The sequence below is a fragment of the Pantoea sp. PNA 14-12 genome (genome assembly GCF_004364735.1).
GTDB classification, from domain to species: Bacteria; Pseudomonadota; Gammaproteobacteria; order Enterobacterales; family Enterobacteriaceae; genus Pantoea; species Pantoea stewartii.
Window position 1 is genome coordinate 226,036 of the sequence record NZ_SOAJ01000001.1, and the last position, 21,315, is coordinate 247,350.

At 52.0% G+C, this 21,315-nt stretch carries 19 protein-coding genes and 1 tRNA gene; 10 read left to right on the plus strand and 10 right to left on the minus strand.

The window, feature by feature from the left end:
- Positions 1-19 precede the first annotated feature (19 nt).
- Positions 20-643, minus strand: a complete 624-nt coding sequence (tesA, locus tag C7434_RS01135) for a multifunctional acyl-CoA thioesterase I/protease I/lysophospholipase L1 (RefSeq protein ID WP_174250603.1) — start codon at positions 641-643, stop codon at positions 20-22.
- Here tesA and ybbA point away from each other — a divergent pair.
- Entirely contained in the window at positions 611-1,297 is a 687-nt protein-coding gene (ybbA, locus tag C7434_RS01140; protein ID WP_058701138.1) for a putative ABC transporter ATP-binding protein YbbA, read from the plus strand. The two genes, tesA and ybbA, sit on opposite strands and share 33 nt — an antisense overlap.
- Positions 1,294-3,711, plus strand: coding sequence for a putative ABC transporter permease subunit YbbP (gene ybbP / locus C7434_RS01145; protein WP_133745300.1), 2,418 nt, complete (start codon positions 1,294-1,296; stop codon positions 3,709-3,711). Before ybbA ends, ybbP begins: the two co-directional genes overlap by 4 nt.
- A 43-nt stretch (positions 3,712-3,754) precedes the next feature.
- Here the strand turns inward: ybbP and purK are convergent, their stop codons facing one another.
- The 4 genes from purK to ppiB form a co-directional block, all read right to left on the minus strand.
- A complete protein-coding gene (gene purK / locus C7434_RS01150; protein ID WP_006117859.1) occupies positions 3,755-4,819 on the minus strand; it encodes a 5-(carboxyamino)imidazole ribonucleotide synthase in 1,065 nt (354 codons plus the stop codon).
- Entirely contained in the window at positions 4,816-5,325 is a 510-nt protein-coding gene (purE, locus tag C7434_RS01155) for a 5-(carboxyamino)imidazole ribonucleotide mutase (RefSeq protein ID WP_133745065.1), read from the minus strand. The genes purK and purE overlap by 4 nt, the downstream gene beginning before the upstream one ends.
- A 312-nt stretch (positions 5,326-5,637) precedes the next feature.
- The gene (gene lpxH, locus C7434_RS01160; protein ID WP_033738726.1) at positions 5,638-6,354 is read right to left on the minus strand and encodes a UDP-2,3-diacylglucosamine diphosphatase; all 717 of its coding nucleotides are present in this window, start codon (positions 6,352-6,354) and stop codon (positions 5,638-5,640) included.
- Complete coding sequence (ppiB, locus tag C7434_RS01165; RefSeq protein WP_006117856.1) at positions 6,354-6,848, minus strand: peptidylprolyl isomerase B; 495 nt, start codon at positions 6,846-6,848, stop codon at positions 6,354-6,356. Before ppiB ends, lpxH begins: the two co-directional genes overlap by 1 nt.
- Positions 6,849-7,063: 215 nt before the next feature.
- On the opposite strand from ppiB, the gene cysS reads away from it, so the two are divergent.
- Both cysS and C7434_RS01175 read left to right on the plus strand, forming a co-directional pair.
- Positions 7,064-8,449 carry a cysteine--tRNA ligase gene (cysS, locus tag C7434_RS01170; protein ID WP_033738730.1) on the plus strand — a complete coding sequence of 462 codons (1,386 nt, stop codon included), beginning with the start codon at positions 7,064-7,066 and terminating at the stop codon, positions 8,447-8,449.
- 42 nt (positions 8,450-8,491) lie between these two features.
- Positions 8,492-9,598: an AAA family ATPase gene (locus tag C7434_RS01175; protein WP_033738732.1), complete on the plus strand. Its 1,107-nt coding sequence runs from the start codon at positions 8,492-8,494 to the stop codon at positions 9,596-9,598.
- Between the two features lie 26 nt (positions 9,599-9,624).
- Here C7434_RS01175 and ybcJ read toward each other — a convergent pair whose 3' ends face one another.
- Together ybcJ and folD are read right to left on the minus strand one after the other, a co-directional pair.
- Positions 9,625-9,837 (minus strand): ribosome-associated protein YbcJ, encoded by a 213-nt coding sequence (ybcJ, locus tag C7434_RS01180; RefSeq protein ID WP_006117853.1) that lies wholly within the window; start codon positions 9,835-9,837, stop codon positions 9,625-9,627.
- A complete protein-coding gene (folD, locus tag C7434_RS01185; protein WP_006117852.1) occupies positions 9,837-10,703 on the minus strand; it encodes a bifunctional methylenetetrahydrofolate dehydrogenase/methenyltetrahydrofolate cyclohydrolase FolD in 867 nt (288 codons plus the stop codon). The genes ybcJ and folD overlap by 1 nt, the downstream gene beginning before the upstream one ends.
- Before the next feature lie 174 nt (positions 10,704-10,877).
- Between folD and C7434_RS01190 the strand changes: the two genes are divergently transcribed.
- From C7434_RS01190 to C7434_RS01200, 3 genes are all read left to right on the plus strand, one after another.
- Positions 10,878-11,381, plus strand: coding sequence for a DUF1198 family protein (locus C7434_RS01190; protein WP_033738736.1), 504 nt, complete (start codon positions 10,878-10,880; stop codon positions 11,379-11,381).
- Positions 11,382-11,475: 94 nt separating this feature from the next.
- Positions 11,476-11,552 (plus strand) — tRNA-Arg (locus tag C7434_RS01195).
- A 692-nt stretch (positions 11,553-12,244) separates the two neighbouring features.
- On the plus strand, positions 12,245-12,691 hold the full coding sequence (locus tag C7434_RS01200; protein WP_133745066.1) for a hypothetical protein: 447 nt from the start codon (positions 12,245-12,247) through the stop codon (positions 12,689-12,691).
- A gap of 1,332 nt (positions 12,692-14,023) precedes the next feature.
- Here the strand turns inward: C7434_RS01200 and C7434_RS01205 are convergent.
- Entirely contained in the window at positions 14,024-14,233 is a 210-nt protein-coding gene (locus C7434_RS01205; protein WP_033738740.1) for a hypothetical protein, read from the minus strand.
- A gap of 1,530 nt (positions 14,234-15,763) precedes the next feature.
- Here C7434_RS01205 and C7434_RS01210 point away from each other — a divergent pair.
- Entirely contained in the window at positions 15,764-17,365 is a 1,602-nt protein-coding gene (locus tag C7434_RS01210) for a glycosyltransferase family 39 protein (protein ID WP_226374640.1), read from the plus strand.
- A gap of 30 nt (positions 17,366-17,395) precedes the next feature.
- Here C7434_RS01210 and C7434_RS01215 read toward each other — a convergent pair whose 3' ends face one another.
- Entirely contained in the window at positions 17,396-17,839 is a 444-nt protein-coding gene (locus C7434_RS01215) for a hypothetical protein (protein ID WP_039342951.1), read from the minus strand.
- Positions 17,840-18,785: 946 nt separating this feature from the next.
- Between C7434_RS01215 and C7434_RS22360 the strand changes: the two genes are divergently transcribed.
- A complete protein-coding gene (locus C7434_RS22360) occupies positions 18,786-18,977 on the plus strand; it encodes a hypothetical protein (RefSeq protein ID WP_033738746.1) in 192 nt (63 codons plus the stop codon).
- Between the two features lie 255 nt (positions 18,978-19,232).
- Here C7434_RS22360 and C7434_RS21880 read toward each other — a convergent pair whose 3' ends face one another.
- Entirely contained in the window at positions 19,233-19,388 is a 156-nt protein-coding gene (locus C7434_RS21880) for a hypothetical protein (protein ID WP_164483040.1), read from the minus strand.
- Between the two features lie 282 nt (positions 19,389-19,670).
- Here C7434_RS21880 and C7434_RS01225 point away from each other — a divergent pair, with 282 nt between their 5' ends.
- Positions 19,671-21,299, plus strand: a complete 1,629-nt coding sequence (locus C7434_RS01225) for an ABC transporter substrate-binding protein (RefSeq protein WP_133745068.1) — start codon at positions 19,671-19,673, stop codon at positions 21,297-21,299.
- Positions 21,300-21,315: the final 16 nt, after the last annotated feature.

The following is a 21,315-nucleotide window of genomic DNA, read 5'->3' on the forward strand; positions in this document are numbered from 1 at the left end:
CGTTACCTTTTTTGCACAACTACTGCTTAACTAAGGGAGCCAGCTCTTTTGCCATCAGGTCGGCGATAAACGGTTGGGCATCAGGATTGGGGTGAATCCCATCCTGCTGCATCCATTCCGGTTTCAAATAAACCTGCTCCATAAAAAAGGGCACTAAAGCAATGTCGTACTGTTTTGCCAGTTGCGGATAAATATCGCGGAAGGCATCAGTATAACGGCGGCCATAGTTCGCGGGTAAACGTATCTGCATCAGAATCGGTTTTGCCTTTGCGGCTTTCACCTGATCGATGATGGTGCCCAGCGTTTGCGCCACGTCTTTGGGAGGAAAGCCGCGCAGACCGTCATTACCGCCCAGTTCGATTAACACCCACTGCGGCTGATGTTGTTTTAATAGGGCAGGTAAGCGTGCCAGCCCTTGTGCGGCGGTATCGCCACTGATACTGGCATTCACGACGCTGGGCTGCTGCTGCCACTGTTTATTCAGCAGGCTGGGCCAGGCCTGACTGGCTGACATTTGATAGCCTGCGCTCAGGCTGTCACCCAGCACCAGCAACGTATCGGCCGCAGCAAGACGGGACACCAACAGACAGCACAATAACAGGAAAGGATAATGCCAGCGGAAAACATTCTTGAAGTTCATCATCTTACTAAGTCCGTGGGTCAGGGAGAGCATCAGTTAACCATCCTTACCGGAGTTGAGTTAGTTGTCAAACCAGCAGAAACGATAGCCCTGATTGGCGAGTCAGGATCCGGTAAATCTACCTTGCTGGGCATTCTGGCCGGGCTGGATGACGGCAGCGAAGGTGAAGTGCATCTGTTGGGGCAGCCGTTACATCACATGAACGAAGAACAGCGTGCCGCGTTGCGCGCGAAGCAGGTCGGGTTCGTGTTCCAGTCATTTATGCTGGTGCCCACGCTCAACGCGCTGGAAAACGTCCAGTTACCTGCACTGCTGCGCGGTGAGAGCGATCGGCAGAGCCGCGACCAGGCGCGCGATCTCCTGACGCAGTTAGGCCTGGCCGGGCGTTTACAGCATCTGCCTGCGCAGTTATCCGGCGGCGAACAACAACGCGTTGCGCTGGCGCGGGCGTTCAGCGGCCGTCCGGGGCTGCTGTTTGCCGATGAACCCACAGGCAATCTGGATCGCCACACCGGCGATCGCATTGCCGACCTGTTATTTTCCCTCAATCGCGATTTTGCCACGACGTTAATTCTGGTTACCCACGATGCGCAGCTGGCGGCGCGTTGTGACCGCCGTTTGCGTCTGCGCGAGGGAAAATTATGGGAGGAAAAATGATCTGGCGGTGGTTCTGGCGTGAGTGGCGCTCGCCCTCATTATTGATCGTCTGGCTGGCGTTAACGCTGGCTGTCGCCTGTGTGCTGGCGCTGGGATCGATTAGCGATCGCATGGAAAAGGGGCTGAGCCAGCAGAGCCGGGATTTTATGGCAGGCGATCGCACGTTGCGCAGCAGCACGGCTGCGCCGACGGCATGGCTGGATAAAGCCCGCGAAACGGGGTTGTCAGTCAGTCGACAGTTAAGCTTTATGACCATGACTTTTGCCGGTCAGACACCGCAGTTGGCTGCGGTGAAAGCCGTAGAAAACACTTATCCGATGTTTGGTGAGCTGAAAACGCAGCCGCCAGGCCTGAAGCCCCAGCCCGGTACCGCGCTGGCCGCGCCGCGTTTAATGGCACTGCTTAATCTGCACGTCGGCGATGAACTGGATGTGGGCGATACCACGCTACGTATTACGGGTGAGATTATCCAGGAGCCAGATGGCGGTTTTAATCCGTTTGAGATGGCCCCGCGTTTACTGATTAACCTGGCTGACGCGGATAAAACCGGTGCCATCCAGCCCGGCAGTCGCCTCACCTGGCGCTACAAATTCGCAGGCAAGCCTCAGCAACTGGACACGTATGACCGCTGGATAACGCCACAGATTAAAATCGGGCAGCGCTGGATCAGTATTGAAAATTCGGAAGACGCGCTGGGCCGCTCCATGCAGCGTGCCCAGCAGTTTTTGCTGTTATCTGCTCTGTTAACGCTGATGCTCGCCATTGCCGCGGTGGCGGTCGCCATGAGTCACTACTGCCGCAGCCGCTACGATCTGGTGGCCGTGCTGAAAACGCTGGGTGCCACGCGCGGCGCGTTACAACGATTGATCATCGGTCAGTGGCTGGCGGTGTTGCTGCTGGCCGCCCTGGCCGGTGGCGCAGTCGGTCAGGTGGTTGAAGCCATCCTGATGGCGATGTTGAAACCGGTGCTGCCGGCGTCTCTGCCAGCGGCCAGCCTGTGGCCGTGGGTGTGGGCGATCGGTTCGCTGTTTATGATTTCCCTGCTGGTGGGATTACGTCCTTACCGCTTGCTGCTGGCGACGCAGCCGTTACGCGTGTTGCGACGCGATGCCGTTGCCGCCGTCTGGCCGCTGAAAATCTATCTGCCCGCGATGGGCTTACTGGTGGTGGCGCTGCTGGCGGTACTGGTCGGCGGCAGCAAAATGCTCTGGGCACTGCTGGCGGGCGTAATGGTGCTGGCAGGGCTGCTGGCCCTGCTCGGCTGGGGCACATTACTGCTTCTGCGTCGTTTGTCCGTACGTAATCTGGCGCTGCGGCTTGCCATTAATCGTTTACTGCGTCAGCCTGCTATGACGCTGAGTCAGCTTGCCGCCTTTTCCCTGTCGTTTATGTTACTGGCGTTGCTGCTGGTGATGCGGGGTGATCTGCTGGATCGCTGGCAGCAGCAGTTGCCCGCAGACAGCCCGAACTTTTTCCTGCTCAACATCACGGCGGAGCAGATTCCGCAGGTGCGTGAGTTTCTGCAGTCGCATCAGGTTAAACCTGAAACCTTTTACCCGATTGCGCGCATGCGCCTGAGTGAGATTAACGGTCAGCCTGCCGATCCCGCACGGGATAACGCGCTGAACCGCGAACTGAATCTGACTGCGCTGGCAACGCTTCCCGATCATAATCCGCTTGTCGCGGGGAGCTGGCCGCCGAAAGCCGGAGAAGTGTCCATGGAGGTGGCGCTGGCCGATCGCCTGGGGGTAAAACCGGGCGACAGTTTGACCTTTGAGGGCGATACGCAGCGGTTCAGCGCCAAAATCACCAGTCTGCGAAAAGTGGACTGGGAAAGCCTGCGCCCCAATTTCTTCTTTATTTTTCCCCCCGGCGCGCTGGACAGCCAGCCGCTGACCTGGCTGACCAGTTTCCGTCTGGACAACCGTGCCGCATTACTGGCGCAGCTTAACCGCACATTTCCCACGCTGAGTCTGCTGGATATCGGCAGTATCCTGCGTCAGATTGGACAGGTTCTGACCCAGGTCAGCCAGGCACTGGAAATCATGGTGGTGCTGGTCACGGCCTGCGGTGTATTGCTGCTCATGGCGCAGATTCAGGTGGGGATGCGCCAGCGCCGACAGGAGCTGGTCGTCTATCGCACGCTGGGCGCGGGCAAACGTCTGCTGCGCACTACGTTGTGGTGTGAATTTGCGCTGATTGGCGTCGTCTCGGGCATTGCGGCGGCGCTCGGTGCTGAGGCCGCACTCTGGGCATTGCAGCGTAAAATCTTTGATTTTCCGTGGCAACCCGACTGGACATTGTGGCTGGCCTTACCGCTGGGCGGCGCGCTCTTACTGTCGCTCTGTGGTGGCTGGCTGGGCGTGCGTTTGTTGAAAGGCAATGCGTTGTTCAGGACGTTTGACGCGACGTAAAACCGACCGGGCGCGATGATACTGCGCCCGGTCGTGAACAGATTTACAGCTTGGCTGCTGCCCAGCGAATACCGCTGGCATACCCGGCAGGTAACAGCGGCAACAAGGCCTGCAAGGCGGCAGCGAGACGGCTCTGGTCGCTGTCGGTCAGGTTGAGGTGACCGACTTTGCGTCCTTCACGCACCGCTTTGTCGTACCAGTGCAAATGCACCAGCGGCTGCTGGAGCCAGTCAGTATTTAACGCTGTGCCAATCAGGTTAACCATCACTGAGGGCGCAATGACCACGGGCTGTGGCAGAGCCAGACCCAGAATAGCGCGCAGGTGAAGTTCAAACTGACTGATTGAGGCCCCGTTCTGAGTCCAGTGCCCGCTGTTGTGAACGCGAGGCGCCAGTTCGTTAATCAGCAATCCCTGCGGGGTGACAAAGCATTCCATGGCCATGACGCCGACATAGTTCAGCTCGTGCAGGATGGCGCTTAACATCGCCTCAGCCTGCTGTTGCTGCGCGGCATCTGCCTGCGGGAACGCAACGCTGGTACGCAGAATGCCTTCTTCATGCAGATTATGTGTCAGCGGATAAAATACGGTGCTGCCATCATGGCCGCGCGCGCCGACCAGCGACACTTCCCCCGAGAAGTTAATGCCTTGTTCGACAATGCATTCACCATAACAGTCGTCGGGTAACGTATCGGTTTCACCGGCACGTAACCGCCATTGACCACGACCGTCATAACCGCCCGTGCGGCGCTTAACAATAGCCAGTTCGCCCAATGTTTTGAAAACGTGCGGCCATTCACCTTTATCCGCCAGCAGTTGCCAGGGGGCAGTCGCCAGACTGAGCTGATCCAGCAGCTGTTTTTGCGTCAGACGGTCGGCCAGCCGCGGGAAAATATCGCGATTCACAAAGGCCGGGTGGCTCGCGAGTTCGCGCGTCAGTGCCGTCTCGGGCCAGCGTTCGATCTCAGCCGTAATCACGCTCCCGGCGATAGGCAGGGTAGCGGGGTCGGCATCCAGGCCAACCGGATGCACGGCAATGCCCATAGGCTCGCCCGCCTGACGTAACATACGGCCAAGCTGTCCGTTACCCAGTACGCAAACCGGCTTCATGCTTCCTCCCGCGGGTCCGGATTGTCCAGTACCTCATCGGTCTGTGACTGACGCCAGGCGGCCAGACGTGACGCCAGCGCGCTGTCATGAATCGCCAGAATCTGCGCCGCCAGCAGGGCTGCGTTAGCGGCGCCCGCTTTGCCAATGGCCAGCGTGCCGACCGGAATGCCGCGTGGCATTTGCACAATCGAGTAGAGGCTGTCGACGCCGCTCAGCGCGGCGCTCTGTACCGGCACACCGAGTACCGGCAGCAGGGTCTTGGCAGCCAGCATCCCTGGCAAATGCGCCGCGCCACCGGCACCGGCAATAATCACCTGAAAACCGTTGTCCGCTGCGGTTTCCGCAAAGCTAAACAGTTTATCCGGGGTACGGTGCGCTGACACCACTTCCACATGGAAGGGCACGTCCAGGCTGGTAAGGATTTCCGCAGCGAACTGCATGGTGGACCAGTCACTTTTGGAACCCATAACAACTGCGATGCGGACCGGGGCGGCATTCGACGACATGCGGTCAACTCCTGTGAATAAAAACACACCTGACCAGGCGGACAGGTTTTGAAGGGCACAGAGAATACCATGAGAAAGGCGGAAGGAAAACGGTTGCGTCGGGCGGGTTAACGTCAGACGATAAGCTTATCGCATCAGGAATGAATACGGCCTGAGTGAGACAACTCAGCTCACCGCAGGGCGGGGAAGGCAGGCGGCAGGGCGTGAACGCGTTTCACTATGCTGGCCTGCCGCCCGTTCGCACAGTCCCCGGGTACCTTGCGCCGCTCGACGGGCCTCAGCGCAGGTGTGCAACGCGATGTCACCGGACGACTAAAAATCGAAGTCGATGAGCTGGATGCCGTTTGCATCCAGTTGGATCATTGATCCCCGGCTGTGCCAGGCACCCAATACCGCGCGCTGTGCGGGGGCTCCGTTCAGCGACACATCATGGATGGCGGGGCGGTGCGTATGACCATGAATCAGTAAAGGCACCTGCTGACGTACCATCGCATCGACCACGGCCTGTTGATTGACATCCATAATCTCCAGCGACTTATGCTGGTTGGCCTGTTTACTGTTGGCGCGCATCCGTGCCGCAATCCGTTTACGAATAAACAGCGGCAGCGTCAGGAACAGACGTTGAATCCAGGGATTATGCACTTTCGCCCGGAACTGCAGATAACCCGCATCGTCGGTGCACAACGTATCGCCATGCATGATCAGAAGTCGGTGACCATAAAGCGTCAGAACCTGCTCCTCGGGCAATAAGGTCATGCCGCTGGTGCGGGCAAAGCGTTTGCCGATCAGAAAATCGCGGTTGCCGTGAATAAAAAAGACCGGCACGGGCAGGGCATGAAGGGCGCTGGCAACCTGTTGATGCAGCGGATTCGGATCGTCATCACCGATCCAGGCTTCGAACAGATCGCCCAGAATATAAAGCGCGTCGCAGTGAGGCGCTTCGCGCTGCAAAAAATGCAGAAAACCGGCGGTAATCGCCGGTTCTTCCTGACACAGATGGAGATCTGCGATAAACAGCGTGCGCGACATTACTCGCTAACGGTCACTTTCTGAATGATGACGTCATCTTTCGGTACGTCCTGATGCATACCGCTGCGACCAGTTGAAACCGCTTTGATTTTCTCTACCACGTCCATCCCTTCAACCACTTCAGCAAATACACAGTAACCCCAGCCCTGCAGGCTTTCGTCACGGAAGTTCAGGAAGTCGTTGTCCGCCACGTTGATGAAGAACTGTGCGGTCGCAGAGTGCGGCGCAGAGGTACGGGCCATGGCCAGCGTGCCTTTGGTGTTTTTCAGACCGTTGTTGGCTTCGTTACGGATCTCTTCTTTGGTGGCTTTCTGCTTCATGCCAGGCTCAAAACCGCCGCCCTGAATCATAAAGCCGTTAATCACACGGTGGAAAATGGTGTTGTCGTAGAAACCTTCACGGCAGTAATCCAGGAAGTTCTTTACGGTTGCGGGCGCTTTGTCATCGAAGGTCTTGATCACGATATCGCCATGGTTAGTCTGGAAAGTTACCATTTTTTTCGTCCTGTAAAGGTTGTCGTCAGTAGCATAGGGTGTGCTTTTAAGCGCACACGCCTTTTTCTCGAACGTTCTTATATCATAATTTCCGATAATACGTCAGCCAGGCAGCGCAGTTGGCTTGCTTTGCGTCGCGTGACAGATAAAAATACGGCACAATAACAGGATACTCAAAACGGTGCGTTACGCACGCCTCACTACGGAAACCCCCAATGCTGAAGATTTACAACACCCTGAGTCGACAAAAAGAGGAATTCACCCCTATTCATGCTGGCAAAATCGGCATGTATGTCTGCGGCATCACGGTGTATGACCTCTGTCACATTGGGCACGGGCGCACGTTTGTGGCCTTCGACGTGGTTTCGCGCTATCTGCGCTACGTCGGTTATGACGTCAATTATGTGCGCAACATTACCGACATTGATGACAAAATCATCAAAAGAGCCAATGAGAACGGCGAGAGCATCGAAACGCTGACCAACCGTATGATCGGCGAAATGCACAGCGACTTCGATGCGCTGGGGATTTTACCGCCGGATGTGGAGCCGCGTGCCACGCGCCATATTCCTGACATCATTGCGCTGGTGGAAACGCTGATTGCCCGCGGTCACGCCTATGTCGCGGATAACGGCGATGTCATGTTTGATGTCCTGAGCGATGTTGATTATGGCGCACTGTCGCGTCAGGATCTGGAGCAGCTACAGGCAGGTGCGCGTGTAGAGGTTGCCGACGTGAAACGTAACCCGATGGATTTCGTGCTGTGGAAAATGTCCAAAGCGGACGAACCTTCATGGCCATCGCCGTGGGGCAACGGTCGTCCGGGCTGGCACATTGAATGTTCGGCGATGAACTGCAAACAGCTGGGTGCGCACTTTGATATTCACGGTGGCGGTTCTGATCTGATGTTTCCCCATCATGAAAACGAAATCGCCCAGTCGACCTGTGCCCACGATGGTCCGTATGTGAATTACTGGATGCATTCCGGCATGGTGATGATTGACCGTGAAAAGATGTCGAAGTCACTGAACAACTTTTTCACCGTGCGCGATGTGCTACAGCATTATGATGCCGAAACCGTGCGTTACTTTCTGATGTCGGGCCACTATCGCAGCCAGCTAAATTATGGTGAAGATAACCTGAACCAGGCACGCGCCGCGCTGGAACGCCTTTACACCGCGCTGCGTCATACTGACCGCACCGTAGCGGCCAGCGGTGGCGAGGCGTTCGAAGCCCGTTTCCGCGAAGCAATGAACGACGATTTCAACACGCCAGAAGCCTATTCGGTGCTGTTTGATATGGCGCGTGAAGTGAATCGTCTGAAAGGTGAAGACATGACGGCCGCCAGTGCGCTGGCAGCAAAACTGCGTGAAATCGCCGATGTATTGGGGATTCTGCAACAGGAGCCGGAAGTGTTTTTGCAAAGCAGTGCCCAAGGCAATGACGACGAAGTGGCTGAAATCGAACACTGGGTCAAAGCCCGCGCCGATGCGCGTGCGGCGAAAGACTGGGCGCAGGCGGATGTGGCACGCGATAAGCTCAATGCGCTGGGCGTGATTGTGGAAGACGGCCCGCAGGGTTCCACCTGGCGACGTAAATAAAACGCAACACAGGAGAGGGCGAGCAATCGCCCTTTTTTGTCGATGACGATAAAGCAGATTCACATTCGCGGTTTCCGTTCGGTACGCGATCTCACGCTTCCGCTGCACCCGCTCAACGTAGTGAGCGGTCCCAACGGCTGTGGTAAATCCAATCTTTATAAAGCGGTGCGGCTGCTGCACGAGGCGGCTAACGGACGGCTTGCTCTGGCGCTGGCCGAAGAGGGTGGGGTGCAAAAAGTGATGTGGGCGGGCGGATTGCGCCGTGGCGACCGCCGACATGATCCTAAGCGGCTCATCCTGGCCGTGACGATGGATGATATGGATTACCAGCTGGAAACCGGTTTTCCTGAACCGCTATCAACCAGCCTGTTTAACCTGGATCCGCTGGTTAAAGAAGAACGCATCTGGCTGAGTGGCCAGCAGCGCCGACCGTCTTCCTGCATTATGCAGCGCACTAATCAGACCGCCTTTCTGCATAACATCGACGGAGAGCGCGTCAGTTATGCTGGCGTACTGCATCCTGAAGAATCCCTGTTTGGACAACTGGGGGAGCCGCACCGCTATCCAGAACTTTCCCGGATGCGTGAACGCCTGAAAGCATGGCGCTTTTATCATGAGTTTGCCGTCTGGCCAGGTTCACCGATTCGTTCGCCGCAGATTGGCGTGCGCGCACCCGTTCTGGCCCATGATGGCAGTAATCTCGCCGCAGCATGGGCAACGATAGTGGAACGTGGGCATCATGAACTGTTGTATAAAGTGATGAAAACAGCCTTCCCGGACACTGAGTTTCAGGTGGATGTGCAGAACGGACGTTTTCAGATGCTGATGCAGCGCCAGGGCATTTTGCGCCCGCTGGAAAGCGCCGAATTTTCCGATGGTACGCTGCGCTTCCTCTGCCTGGTCGTGGCGCTGCTCAGCCCGCGCCCGCCTGCCTTTATGGCGCTGAACGAGCCTGAAAACAGCCTGCATGAGGATTTACTGCCTGCCCTTGCCGCCCTGATTGCCGAGGCCAGTCAGTTCAGTCAGTTATGGATCACCAGCCATTCGCCCCGGCTGGCGACGCTGATTGCACAACATGCAGAGGTCAGTCACATTGCGCTGGAGCTGGTTAACGGTGAGACGCGGATAGTGGGAGAGGCGCGGATTTAAGGTGCCCCGCCTGGGGCACCAGCGGATCAGGCAACAACGGTAACGCGCTGCCCGGCAAACTCGACCGTTTGCCCCTGAAAGATTTTGCAGCGCTTACGGGTTTCGACTTCGCCGTCGACCCGCACCTCGCCGTCACCGATCGCCACTTTAGCCTGTGCACCGCTTTCTACCCAGCCTTCAAGTTTCAGCAGATCGCAGAGATCAACGTGGGGAAATTTGCCCAAAGAAAACGTAGCCATTATGCCTGCTCCCCATCATGAAACGCTTCGCATGCCTGCAAGGTATTTTGAATAAGTGTCGCCACGGTCATTGGCCCTACGCCACCCGGAACCGGGGTGATATAAGAAGCACGTTCAAAGGCAGCCTCATAATCCACATCCCCGACCACTTTGCCGCTTTCAAGACGGTTAATACCGACATCGATGACGATTGCGCCCGGTTTAATCCAGTCGCCCGGAATAAAATGGGGTTTACCGACCGCGACAATCAGCAGATCGGCGTGTTCAACATGGTGGCGCAGATCGCGGGTAAAACGGTGCGTGACGGTGGTTGTGCAGCCGGCTAACAGCAGTTCCATGCTCATGGGACGGCCCACAATGTTTGATGCACCGACAACCACCGCATTGAGCCCGTAAGCATCAATGTTGTAGCGCTCCAGCAGTGTCACAATGCCGCGCGGGGTGCACGGGCGCAGTTTTGGCGCACGCTGGCACAGGCGACCAACGTTATAGGGATGGAAACCATCAACATCTTTATCGGGCGTGATGCGCTCAAGCACTTTGACGTTATCAATGCCGGCTGGCAAAGGCAGTTGCACCAGAATGCCATCGATCGTGTTGTCGCTGTTCAGAGTGTCAATCAGCTGCAGCAATTCCGCTTCACTGGTGGTGTCGGGCAGATCGTAAGAGCGGGAGATAAAGCCGACTTCTTCACAGGCGCGGCGTTTGCTGCCGACATAAATCTGTGAGGCAGGGTTCTCACCTACCAAAACTACGGCCAGACCTGGTGCACGTTTACCGGCGGCCAGGCGTTGTTTCACTTTTTCTGCAACCTCAAGCCGTACCTGCTGCGCAATCGTTTTACCGTCAATAATTTTTGCTGCCATCAGAGCGTAAATCCACTGTGTTGAGTTTGAATCGGGAATGGCGCCTATTTTGTCAGAAGCACGTCCGGCTGTCAGGTAGAGATTCTGACCACAGTGTGGTTACCGACATTTCGCCGTGACGAAAGTATGGGTTAACGCTTATGATGCCAGACAGAGAAATGAAGGGAAGACGTAATGATTTGGTTAATAATCGCCACTTTAGTTGTCGTGTTTGTTATAGGCTTCCAGCTGCTGACCGCCGGTTCACGCCATGCCGCGCAGGCGCTCAGTAAGCGTCTACAACTCCCGCCGGTTCACATCGAATCCATGCTTTCCCTGATGGGAAAGGAGGCGGCAAAAGAGTTTACCGACTACATCAGCGGTGATAATGAAGCACATCTGAATAATGGTGCGGCAGTGCTGGTTATCTGGCAGGTGTTGATTGTCGATGGCAGCGATGAAAATCTCTGGCGCTGGCACGGCGCACTCAGCCGGGCAGGCTTTACCGCGACGATTTCCCGCCAGCAGTTGTTGCTGGCGTTGGGCTTTTTGCGCCAGCTGGAACCGGATAGTCATGAGCTTAATGCGCTACGCGAGCAGTATAATACGCGCGTGACTCAGCAAGGCGTTGAGCTGGAAGGTGAAACTGCTGAGGTGAATAACCTGGTGTCGCTGAGCGCCTGGCGAGACAAACATTAGCGAAAATTGGTCATTACCTGGGCACTCACCGCGTCGGCGCGGCAAAAACGTTGACGTAACAGCGTTCAACCGTATAATTCGACCCAACCTCTCCGCGCCCTTAGCTCAGCTGGATAGAGCACCGGCCTTCTAAGCCGTAGGTCACAGGTTCGAATCCTGTAGGGCGCGCCACTTTCTCTTCTGTTTACATCCCTTAAAGTCTACTTTTCCTTTTAAAATCACAAGTTAAATTTTTTTAACTGGACCATTCCTGACGTGGTCGTCTTTTTTGTTTCTCATGTGATTGGGGGAACACCAGGTGGGCGTTTTCAGTTTCAATGATTGCTAACCCCATAAATGAAACTAACGGCTCCACAGTTTAACGTTGTAAGCCTCAGAGCAATGGCCTGTAACTTGAATGATGATGAAAGCAGGGCATGTATCTGGAAGTCATTCCGTATAAGCTAATAGCAGGAACAGGAATTTTAAATAAACAAGTCCATACTGTCTGCTAACTTCTGCATCCCAGACATACCTGCAACAGCCAATGTAAATTGTTACGGTAAAAAGAGCATCTGAAGGTATTTAACCAAGTCCATAAGCTTAATGCCAGGCTGAATAGCAGTCATTTGACTGATATTTTAAGAATTTTTCATATCTGCACCATTAACGCGTACTAATCTGATTTTTGCTCTCATCTTAGCTAATGCTTTTTTTCCTTTTAGCCAACATAAAGTCCGAAAAATCATGATGTCTCATTTTACTAATGAGTTTACAGCGATGATCTTGTTTAGCCTTTAATGAGTAAAATTTATCAGCTTAACGAATGAATTAGACATCGATATATATAAGACGCTGATTAACTCTGTTAAGGAAATTTATATATGTTTAATTTCATAAAAGCCTCAGTCGTTGCATTTTCTGTTGTCACATCGTTTTCCGCTATGGCGGGCTGGCAACCTTATAAAACCGTCACTTTGGATGGATATAACAATACCATTCCCGGTGGGAGTTTTTACAATGAAACTAATGTGGCTTCTGGAGTGTATCGTTTTCGTATTGACCCGGAATCAGCCGGCGTCGATTACGCAACGGGGCAGGCAGGAAACACACGTTCTAAATCTGCTGCTTTAATGATCTACGATCGCACTACTACTTCTGATAAATCAGCCGCTGTAAGTTTTTATGGCTTGAATGATGATGGGCTTGAGGCTTCATCGCTTATGCATGCTTTTCCACAAGGTGGTGGATTTGATTTGTATCTACAGGACTGGCAACGTGCAGATAATTCTGGCTCTCTAAGCGTAATTATCGAAAAGTGGCAAAATTAACGTTGCTCTGAAGCGTAAATAGCATCAGGCGCTCTGTATCCAGAGCGCTAATTTATTTGTCGTCTTTTATATCGCTTTGGTTAAATTATAAATATTTCATGTGGTTATAAAAGTGAATTATGAAGATCGCGACCTGGTCTACCAAAGATTACCACTAAAACAGGTCATTAATAGCAGGATGTTACATTAAAGCGGACCATGCTTATCTTTAAATGGAAATTAATAATTTAACCTAACTCTTATACAATTAATGGGTTGATAAATTTATGCCGGGTTTTCCGTCTGTTGATGTGCTAAGGATAATCCACTCAGGCTGATGAGCACGGAGAATGCGCCACTATCAAGATTCACCTCACTTTGAATGAATCAGATTTGTGACAGGAGTTAAATAACATTATGGTGCCGTTAGTGCGATTTACCCTGTTAGTGCTGTTATCGCCATCGTATTGTCATATGGCCATGCTCATACTCATCCGTACAGGGAACATCATAATGCTACGGCAGTGCACATAGTTGCATGCTGCTCATGATGAACTGTTCGATGCTGGTCTTAGCAAAAAATGTTGAGAAATGAACAGGCGGACAGGTAATTTTTCTGCTCATAAGTATAAACCCGTTATCAGGTTTTAACGATTGTCACATCGTTATTATCTGTAGTCGATGCGGAAAGTTTTTATCACCTACAATTACTATCGTAGGGTCAGTACTAAGGACCAGTGCTTTTAGCTAATGACTGAAGGTAAGGGTAAAAAAAATATGTACTGTTTCTGGGCGCAGTTCACCTGAAAGATTTCGAAAATGGATGCGTCTTTCTGACCGTTCGGTTATGCGGTTTCTGTGGGGCAGAGATAGAGCGACTTTTGGCATCAGGTCTTTCATCGCCGAACGTATTTCAACGGCGCCAGGCCTTAGGTATGGAGAAAAACGTAATGCAGCCATTAAAGAGTGAGAACCGGCCAAAGCTGACCCCCGCAATGCTGTTACTGCCATTCGACATTTTAATGCTGTCTCAGCGTTTCGCTAAAACGGGTCACAATAAGCACGTATCAAAAGACCGTAATTTACTCGCTTCAATCAGAATGTCTCCGCGAGTGATAAACGTGGTGCTTTGTGTCGTTCTGCTACTGCTTACGGGCTGTACCGGCACGCTGAACTGAGATGTATAAGGATTTTGACGGGTCAGGCAGCACTATACCCGGTTTTACTGGAGGGATTTCCAGCGTTATTCAAAAAGCAAGCCGTGAAAAAACACCTACTGACTGTCGTTGCGTGTATAAAAACGCGGTTAGCGTCTCGATCGTTAAGATCGCAGTCAGCAGGCAAAGAACAGAATTACTCTGGGTCGGAGACCGAAGCGGAAGGCTTCAGTTTAACGACAAAGTGTTCTTTTTTTAGAATTTTTGCCCCTTTATCACACCAGTGATCGGTGAATCTGAAAAACTCATCCGTGGTCAATTCAAAACACAACTCAACATTCTTAGCCAGTCCTTTGGACAGTAATTCATTAGCCTGTTCTAAAGAGTGGGCTTTTGTCGTTTTCATGTAACAACTCCAGTGCGTTTAAGAAGAGCGTGTATAACCCCTCAGAGAACCTATCACAGGATGATGACAATTATACGACGATGTAAAACATACGTGGGTCCGGCGGAAGAGAATTCAGTGAAACCAGGAGAAGGGGTGAACTGGCACCAGGTGCTGTACGTGGAAGGGCAGATCGGCTCAGCTTACAGCGCAGCATACTCGGTTAGTATCAATTTTTCTGATGGTTTTATTCTTTCCGGGGCAGGGAATCAGTCTGAAGGCGTTTGGAAACGACGTGCTTGCAGAGCATAATGCTGCTCAGGTGTTTGTGTGGTTAATTAAAGGTGATGAACAAAAAACTCAAGCGCAATCCGAAGTTAGCTTGAGAGGGTTCTCGCTTATGCATCTGATTACAAAGTGATAACGCTCCCTTTGCTATCCTTTAGTATAGTTTTTTTTGATCTAAAGTCTAGTTGTTATGAAGGAGGTTAAGGTTCAATATAATTTATGATTTAAAAAAGAAACCCCCACACCACCAGTGGCCTCGGAAACCTCAAGGGTTGATGTGAGGGTGGCTAACACAGCCAACACCAGGGAATACTCCGCGCTCATCATACACTTTTTATAAGAAATAGATAAATTTTTTTGAATGGTTATCAGCCCTGCTCGTTACAGGGCTTTTTTCGTTTAAGCGTCTCATAATGCTTCTTAGTCAATGGGCGACTTGCCTCGCTCTGGCTCATATCTGCACCTTTTCAGAAAGGCGTTAGATCCTGTGATCGTATTGCGGCAAAGGGCACTTAGAGACGTTCGTCTTTAGGTCCGAATAATAGGTGATTTAATGGTGCCTCAGCTGACTTATTGACGGGAACATTTCGTGCATTTCGTGCTTTCTTTAAACGGAAACACTATGCCAGATGCTTCTGCTTTAGTGACGCGTTTAAAACATCTATCATGATCAGATCCCGTAATTGAACCGGACCCATAAGTCATTATTCCGTTCTTTACATTCATCTTTTTAGATTTGGTGGTGGCTCCTCATCAGTTCTTATCCTCAATGTCAGTCTGGGCTAAGCGTTTAAACTCAAAGCGCAGAATGTTTATTTCTCGTTTACTTCCGCTTCTTTATCTTATTAACAGTGAATTTTTTGTAAGCCCGGAGCTCCGGATGTTCAAATCCTCGCACTAATAAGCGCTTATAAACTTCAAAAAGTGCTGAGCGGATAAAGGGATTCAGCATTTTGCTTAAGAAGCACATTTTGCATCTTTATTGGGCCGTTTCTGTAAAGATTTTTGCGGACAGACATAGATCTTATACACCGTATTTTTACTCTAAAAGTCGGTAAGACAAGCGAGTAACGCGTGAACACAAAACATTTTCAGGTTATTTTTCCTGCAACACGGGCCGCTGCCCCGGATGCATTTATACCTCTGACATCCACAGACAGCAGCGATACTCGCACGCAGCGTATTCCGATCCTCTTTCCTCTTGCGCAGCAAATTCCCTTATTTTTATGCTTTATTATTTTTAGCTGCTGGTTATTACCAGGATTGGTAGGACATGAACCCTGGAAGCCTGACGAAGCTTATACCTTTGGGTTAATTCGCCACATCGCGCAGACCGGTGACTGGGTAGTGCCTACGCTGGCAGGTGAGCCTTTCATGGAAAAGCCGCCGCTCTATTTTGTGGTGGCGTCGTTTTTCCTTCGGCTGTTCAGTCCGTTATTAGGCGAGCCGGATGCAGCGCGTCTGACTACGGGCTTCTTCATCCTGATCGCCTGTTACGCTATTGCACTATCTGCCAGAGAGTTACTGGGTAAGGGCGCCGGACGCTGGGCTGTTCTTATTCTCTTTGCCTGTGTCGGCTTTCCCATTCGGGCGCACCAGATGATTACCGATACGGCTTTGCTGGCGGGCGGCGCCATCGGCATTTATGGTTTCGTGTTGGGGATTCGACGCCATGTTGCTGGCGGAATTGTACTGGGCGTGGGCGCTGCCGTTATGTTTCTCTCAAAGGGGCTGCTGGGTCCCGGGATTCTGGGAGTAACGGCGATGGGGTTGCCGTTGCTCAATACTGAATTTCGCAACAGGCGCTACGTCATCTTTTGTGCCATTTCTTTTTTGGTTTTTTGCCCGCTGGTCGCGCCCTGGCTTTACGCGCTCTGGATGCGTTCAGAAAAACTGTTTTCAACCTGGCTTATGGTGAATAACTTTGGCCGATTTGACGGTACCGCCAGACTGGGTCCGAAAGCGAAGCCGTTCTTTTATCTTAAATTGCTTCCGTGGTATGCATTTCCAGCGCTTCCTATGGCGGTATGGTGGTTATGGCGCTGCGGGGCAAACGGCATTAGCCCGGCAGTCAAAGTCCTGTTGACGTTTTTTGTGGCGGGGTTTGCTACATTGTCTGCCGCCGCAGATGCACGCGAACTCTATGCCATGCCGTTGTTGCTGCCACTGGCAATATTAGCGGCGGGGGCGTGTCAACGAAAAGCGGAGTGGGCTGAAAAATTGCGGCCCTGGTCTCTGGGCCTGTTTTGTCTGCTTCCTGCGGTGATGTGGGGCGCGGGGATCATACTGATAACCGGTTGGCCTGTCCCGTTATGGAATAAGTGGGTGGCGCCAGGCGCACCTGGATTTATGCCTGAGTTCCATCCGCTTATGTTTAGCGTGGCACTGCTGGTTACCCTGATGATGAGTGGCATCGTGTTTTTCCATCGGGCAGCGCGACAAAGCCCCTTATATATCTTCACTAGTTGTATAACCCTGTGCTGGGTGTTGGCCATGACGCTCGGCATGCCTTATCTGGATTATACGAAGCGTTATTCAGACGTCTTTATCCCGATGCGAGCCTGGCTGCCTAAAGATGAGTGCGTAGCCAGTCGGCACCTTGGCGAGCCACAGCGCGCGTTACTGGAGTATTACGACGGCTTAGTCACGCTAAGGGAAGGAAAGCACAGAGGTGCCTTTCGCTGTCACTGGCTTCTGGTACAGCACGATAAAAAGCACCCGCAGGAATTTGTGGATGGCACGCTTGTCTGGCAGGGTGAAAGACCAGCAGATAAAGAAGAAAGTTATCAACTTTATCGGCTTGATGGCCAGGACATTTTTTCTTTAGCACCAACGGTGCCTGGGATAGTCTCACAGGCACAGTGATATCACCTACGGCATCCTGTTACGTTTGTCTCAGGGAAGGGACAGATGTACCTCGTTTTCCTTAGGTGCCCAGTCTCTGTCTGAAAACTCATCAAGGGGATAAGAGACATTTCGCAGTCCCTGCGTGCCCAGAAAGTTTCTGACGCCCTCCTGTAGATTGCCATCGCGAAACAGTTCTGCGATAACAAAAAGTGCATCAGAAAGTGAAAGGGTTCTGATTTGTGCCGGTAACCAGTTCGTGCGCGTAAAGATCAAATGATAAAGCGCTTCTTCGCCGGATAGCGGGAAATAACGCGTGCCAAATTGTTTACGATGTTTATCCAAAATGATTTCAAGAATAAATATCTGCGCGGTGCGTTGTTTCACCTGGTTAACCATCAGATTATCGGAATGGCTCATATCCAGCGTTGAGGCATCATTGTTCTGCTTAACGCGCGTTTCGATAGCATTCCAGAGGTTGTCATACTGATTCATAGCTTGCCTTGTCTGAAGTTAACGTTTTCATAACAAAGTTAGCAGAAGTCAGACGCAGGGCAAAGATCGCTGACCTGAACATCGCAGGCCTTCCGTTAAAATTTTCAGGTCGTTGCACGTTCAGATACCGCTTAGCGCTGTGACTCTGCAACGAAGAGATAAGGCAGAGCCGGTAGAGGGCGTTATGATATTGACCAAAATGGCCACGAATGGCCATATCGTGGATTTCCCGCGCAGCTAATGGATGACACCGGATGTCGTCAGGCAAAGGGCACAAAAAGCAACGCTGAATGCAGCAAAACCAACCAGACCTATTACGACGAAACCGAAATTTCTCATATCGACCTCCACCGTGTCCACATGGCACCTTACAATCATAAGTCTGGTGGGAAAATAAGTATATACTGTAAAAAAAGACATAGAAAATGGCATTGAGAGGGAGTTGATTTCATTCTTAACAGCTTAATGATTTATTGTTAATCATCTATTTTACTGATTTCGGCACGTGTTTTTTGTCCCGGGTGTGATATTAACTTTTATTTTGTAATGCGGTTGTTTTATTAGTGCGGGGGTTTATTTTAATTAGTGCTGGTTTTATCTTTTTTAATTGATGACTTTAATTGAGATGGATATCAGTAACGGATTGTATGATGAAGTAAACGATTACTCTGCAGGCTTCAGCTTACCTGCTAAAAAAATTCAGGCATTTTATTTATACTTTTAAAAATAGCAAAGCCAGCCTGGTGGCTGGCTTTGTTTTTTAATCACACCTTTCATCTGTAGAATATATAATTTCAATTTTCAGGAAATTTTATTTGCAATAAAAATCAAGATTATCATGCTTTATTACTCTTCACAGAAATACAGATGGATTTCTCTGAGGAGCAAAAAAACAACCCAATTCAGGCTCATCGTGATGTAAGGTGCGTCTGCCCGGGCGGTCGTCATGCCGTACATTCTCACGCACTTCCTGACTGTGGCAGATTTCCCGAGGCAGGCGATAACGGGTAAATTCACTGACCAGTTACTGATTAAAGCGAATGGTGTTGACGTGGCGGGAGCTGTGATGCAGCCACGTGAGCTGCTGTTCTCCTGGCAGGGTAAGGTGAATGAGATTGCCGGGCGGATCCCGTCATAGCAGATTAGCGCGCGTATTAAAATGTCCGCGCCGCGTACGGCCAAGGCGATCGGTCAGGATGATCAGTAAGCCCAGCGTGTTATTGGCCGGCGCACCTCGTCTGCCAGCGGATCGTGTCATACGCTGAGTTGTCAATTTAAGTTCCAGTGCAGTATTTCGCAGTTGTCGCGCGCATCTGGCAACACAGGTGTGAATGCCAGAATGATTTTGATTAGGGAAGCAGGACGGCTTCATGAAGAGACCGTCCTGGGTTCTTTAGCCGTGCGGGCCACCGCCCGGACCACCACCGGGTCCGCCGCCCGGTCCCATATGCCCTGGGCCGCCACCGCCCGGTCCCCAGAACGGCCAGACACAGCCCGACAGCGCCGAGACGCTGGCTAACGCAATCACTAACAGGATGACTTTTTTCATACAGGCTCCAGATTGATATCCCATTACTCTATCAATTTGGCTGTGTCGAGGTGTGAAGCGGGTGAAAAAGGGTTGATGGCATAGCGTAAAAGTTCTGTTAATCGCAACGGGGCAAACGGCACAGCCCGTTTGTCGTTTTGCATCAAAACTGTGCAGTGATAACGCTTTTTACCACCTGACCTTTGGCAGACTGGCGCAGTACAGCGTCTCGCCTCTGGCCCATAAATTGCAGCAGTGCTGGCGCAAAGTCGCATAATAATTTATCCAACAGGAGTCAGACGAATGCCAGTAAGCCGTTCATATGCTATCCGTTTATGTGGGCCGGTTATTTTTACAGGGCTGCTATCTTCCTTTCCCGCCATAGGGGCAAACGTGCCAGCCGGGGTGACGCTGGCTCCCTTACAGGAAATCGTGCGCGGTAACGGTGACGAACCTCCCACTCTGGATGTTGAAAAAGCGGAAACGAATGACGCCTTTGCGATCCTTTATGACCTGTTTGAAGGACTGGTGCAGACTATGCCCGACGGTAAGGTGGTGCCCGGGCTGGCAGTCTCATGGGAAACAGCGGATAACAAAGTCTGGACCTTTCACCTTCGCCCGGATCTGACCTGGTCCGATGGTTCGCCGCTGACCGCACAGGACGTCGTATTTAGCTGGCGTCGTCTCACCGATCCCAAAACGGCTTCGCCTTATGCCTCTTTTGCCAGCTATGCCCACATCCTCAATGCGGATGCGGTGACGAGCGGAAAAAGCCCGACTGACAGTTTGGGAGTTAAGGCACTGGACGACCATACCGTTCAGGTCACACTCGATCAGCCGGTGTCGTATTTTTTGCAGTTTGTCGCTCATCCTTCCCTGTTCCCGATTAGCGCAAATAATGTCAAAAGGTTTGGAGAGGCCTGGTCACGACCCGGCAATATGGTCAGCAGCGGAGCGTTTAAGCTGGACCAGTGGGTGGTAAATGAAAAAATTACGCTTGTCCGTAACGATCGCTATTGGGATAACGCACATACGGTAATTAATAAGGTCACTTTTTTACCCATCCACGATCTGTCTGCGGAACTTAATCGCTATCTTGCGGGCGGCATTACCATCACGGACAACATTCCAGCCGTTGACTTTTCTCGTATGAAAAAAGAACGGCCAAAAGAGGTGCGCAGTACACCGATATACAGCGTGTTCTATTTCCAAATCAATAACCGCAAGCCGCCCTTTACGGATGTGCGTGTGCGGCAGGCGCTCAACCTGGCGCTGGATAAAACCATTATTGCTGATAAAGTCATCGGTATGGGCCAGCAACCGGCCTGGGCTATGCTGCCCTTATCTATGGGGGAGGTGACGCTCAAGGCACCAGCATGGGCGGGCTGGACGCAGGAACAACGGGTGAAAAAAGCCCAAGCGCTGCTCAGTGAAGCCGGTTATTCCGCCAGCCATCCTTTAACTTTTACTCTGCTCTACAACACCAATCAGGATAATCAACGTATCGCGATCGCTGCAGCGTCGATGTGGGGGAAAGTGCTGGGCGCCCGGGTCACTCTGCAAAACCAGGAGTGGAAAACCATGGTGGATAATATGCATCAGGGGCAGTTTGATCTGGTGCGCTATACCTGGGGCGCCGATTACAGCGAACCGTCCACCTTCCTTAACACCTATCGTACCGGCGACAGTCAAAATACGGCGGGTTATGCCAGCCCGGCCTTTGATGCCGCTGTAAAAGCCGCAGGCATGGATACCAGCCTGGATGCCGTGACCCGGGATTATCAAAAAGCCAGCGATATTATTGCTAATGATACGCCAGTCATTCCGGTCTTTTACGGCGCTCTGAATCAGATGGTCAGTCCAAAAGTAGGCGGCTACGCGCCGTCGCATCTGCGTTTCTACTATACCAAAGACCTGTATCTGGTTAAGTAACGTAGTCTTTGTGTCT

Excerpts from the sequence above, each read along its gene's own strand:
- ybbA (WP_058701138.1), top strand. The coding sequence starts at position 611 with ATGCCAGCGGAAAACATTCTTGAAGTTCATCATCTTACTAAGTCCGTG.
- tesA (WP_174250603.1), bottom strand. The coding sequence starts at position 643 with ATGATGAACTTCAAGAATGTTTTCCGCTGGCATTATCCTTTCCTGTTA.
- ybbP (WP_133745300.1), top strand. The coding sequence starts at position 1,294 with ATGATCTGGCGGTGGTTCTGGCGTGAGTGGCGCTCGCCCTCATTATTG.
- purK (WP_006117859.1), bottom strand. The coding sequence starts at position 4,819 with ATGAAGCCGGTTTGCGTACTGGGTAACGGACAGCTTGGCCGTATGTTA.
- purE (WP_133745065.1), bottom strand. The coding sequence starts at position 5,325 with ATGTCGTCGAATGCCGCCCCGGTCCGCATCGCAGTTGTTATGGGTTCC.
- lpxH (WP_033738726.1), bottom strand. The coding sequence starts at position 6,354 with ATGTCGCGCACGCTGTTTATCGCAGATCTCCATCTGTGTCAGGAAGAA.
- ppiB (WP_006117856.1), bottom strand. The coding sequence starts at position 6,848 with ATGGTAACTTTCCAGACTAACCATGGCGATATCGTGATCAAGACCTTC.
- cysS (WP_033738730.1), top strand. The coding sequence starts at position 7,064 with ATGCTGAAGATTTACAACACCCTGAGTCGACAAAAAGAGGAATTCACC.
- C7434_RS01175 (WP_033738732.1), top strand. The coding sequence starts at position 8,492 with ATGACGATAAAGCAGATTCACATTCGCGGTTTCCGTTCGGTACGCGAT.
- ybcJ (WP_006117853.1), bottom strand. The coding sequence starts at position 9,837 with ATGGCTACGTTTTCTTTGGGCAAATTTCCCCACGTTGATCTCTGCGAT.
- folD (WP_006117852.1), bottom strand. The coding sequence starts at position 10,703 with ATGGCAGCAAAAATTATTGACGGTAAAACGATTGCGCAGCAGGTACGG.
- C7434_RS01190 (WP_033738736.1), top strand. The coding sequence starts at position 10,878 with ATGATTTGGTTAATAATCGCCACTTTAGTTGTCGTGTTTGTTATAGGC.
- C7434_RS01200 (WP_133745066.1), top strand. The coding sequence starts at position 12,245 with ATGTTTAATTTCATAAAAGCCTCAGTCGTTGCATTTTCTGTTGTCACA.
- C7434_RS01205 (WP_033738740.1), bottom strand. The coding sequence starts at position 14,233 with ATGAAAACGACAAAAGCCCACTCTTTAGAACAGGCTAATGAATTACTG.
- C7434_RS01215 (WP_039342951.1), bottom strand. The coding sequence starts at position 17,839 with ATGAATCAGTATGACAACCTCTGGAATGCTATCGAAACGCGCGTTAAG.
- C7434_RS22360 (WP_033738746.1), top strand. The coding sequence starts at position 18,786 with ATGCCGTACATTCTCACGCACTTCCTGACTGTGGCAGATTTCCCGAGG.
- C7434_RS21880 (WP_164483040.1), bottom strand. The coding sequence starts at position 19,388 with ATGAAAAAAGTCATCCTGTTAGTGATTGCGTTAGCCAGCGTCTCGGCG.
- C7434_RS01225 (WP_133745068.1), top strand. The coding sequence starts at position 19,671 with ATGCCAGTAAGCCGTTCATATGCTATCCGTTTATGTGGGCCGGTTATT.